General features: G+C 66.3%; 1 protein-coding gene. It reads left to right on the forward strand.

Annotation, left to right across the window (positions count from 1 at the left end; all coding sequences use genetic code 11):
• Positions 1-356: 356 nt before the first annotated feature.
• The coding region (locus TR50_RS42060) for an ice-binding family protein (RefSeq protein ID WP_084701935.1) at positions 357-1,435 on the forward strand (1,079 nt) is incomplete at its 3' end.

Consider the following 1,435-nt stretch of genomic DNA (forward strand, 5'->3'; position numbering starts at 1 on the left):
GGCAGACCAGCGACTGCCCGATGCAGCGCCAGCAGCCCCGACCGCAAATTCCCCGCAGGATCGCCAAGCCATCCCTCTGGAATCAGGACCGTGGATTCGCTCGAAGCGACCCGAGGGTCCATCCCGAATGAAGAAACGATCCTTCTTATGTCACCCGTCTGCCTGGCCCTCGGTGCAGATTCGGCGGATGCGGCCGACGCTAATGTCTTCGTGTCCCATCCACTTTCACGACATCTGACTATTAGGCATGCTCTCGAAAGCCCAAGGCAGCTGATGCGACTCATGGATTAGGGCCAGGGCTTCATGGTGGACCACCCGATATTCACAGAATCATCTTGAAGGAGTTGGGCACCTAGATGGAATTGAATGTCTCTGTTGCGCGTTCTCGGCGCGTGTTCACCGCCTGGATCTCCGGGGCCCTGATGCTGTCACTCGCCGCCGCCGGGATCGCGTTGGTGCCGAGCAGTGCGCATGCGATCGGCGTGGCCGTCCCGCTGGGAGCGGCGGACAGCTTCGCGGTGTTGGGCGGCCAGTCCGTCACCAACACCGGACCGACCACCATCACCGGGGACGTCGGAGTGTCCCCCGGGACCTCGATCACCGGTCTCACTCCCGTCATGGTGAATGGGGCCATCCACCAGACGGACGCTGTGGCGGCCCAGGCCCAGAGCGATCTGACCAGCGCGTACAACAACGCCGCCGGTCAGGCATCGGATTTCACCCTCACCTCGCCGGGGGACCTGGTCGGCCAGACTCTGGCCCCGGGTGTTTACACTGCCGCGTCGTCGATCAACCTTTCGGGCACGCTCACGCTTGACGCCCAAGGCAACCCCAATGCGGTCTTCATCTTCCAGATCGGGTCGACCCTTCAGACGGCCTCCGCCAGCCGGGTCGTGCTGATCAACGGCGCCCAGCCGTGCAACGTGTACTGGCAGGTGGGCAGTTCCGCAACGCTCGGCACCAACTCGACCTTCGTAGGCAACATCCTGGCCCTCACGTCGATCTCCGCCACCACCGGAGCCAACATCGACGGTCGGGCGCTCGCCCGCAACGGCTCAGTCACTTTGGACACGAACGTGATTACCCGGGCGACGTGCGCGACCGGAACCACGACTGGCGGAACCACAGCCGGTACGACCGGCGGCCTGATCGCCGGTACGACCGGCGGAACCACCGCCGGCGGCACTGGGGGTGTGGTCGCGGGCGTGACCGCTGGTGCCACCGGTGGCCTGATCGGCGGCACCGGCCTGATCGGCGGCACCGGCCTCATTGGCGGTACCGGACTCATTGGCGGCGTGGTCGCCGGCACCACCGGCGGAACCACGGTCGGAACCACCGGCGGCAACACTGCCGGTGCCACGGCCGGAACCACTGGCGGCAACACCGCCGGTGCCACGGCCGGAACGTCGGGCGGCGCCACGGGCGGTCCCTGCCA

Origin of the sequence: Streptacidiphilus anmyonensis, from assembly GCF_000787855.1 — a bacterium.
In the GTDB taxonomy this organism is placed as follows: domain Bacteria; phylum Actinomycetota; class Actinomycetes; order Streptomycetales; family Streptomycetaceae; genus Streptacidiphilus; species Streptacidiphilus anmyonensis.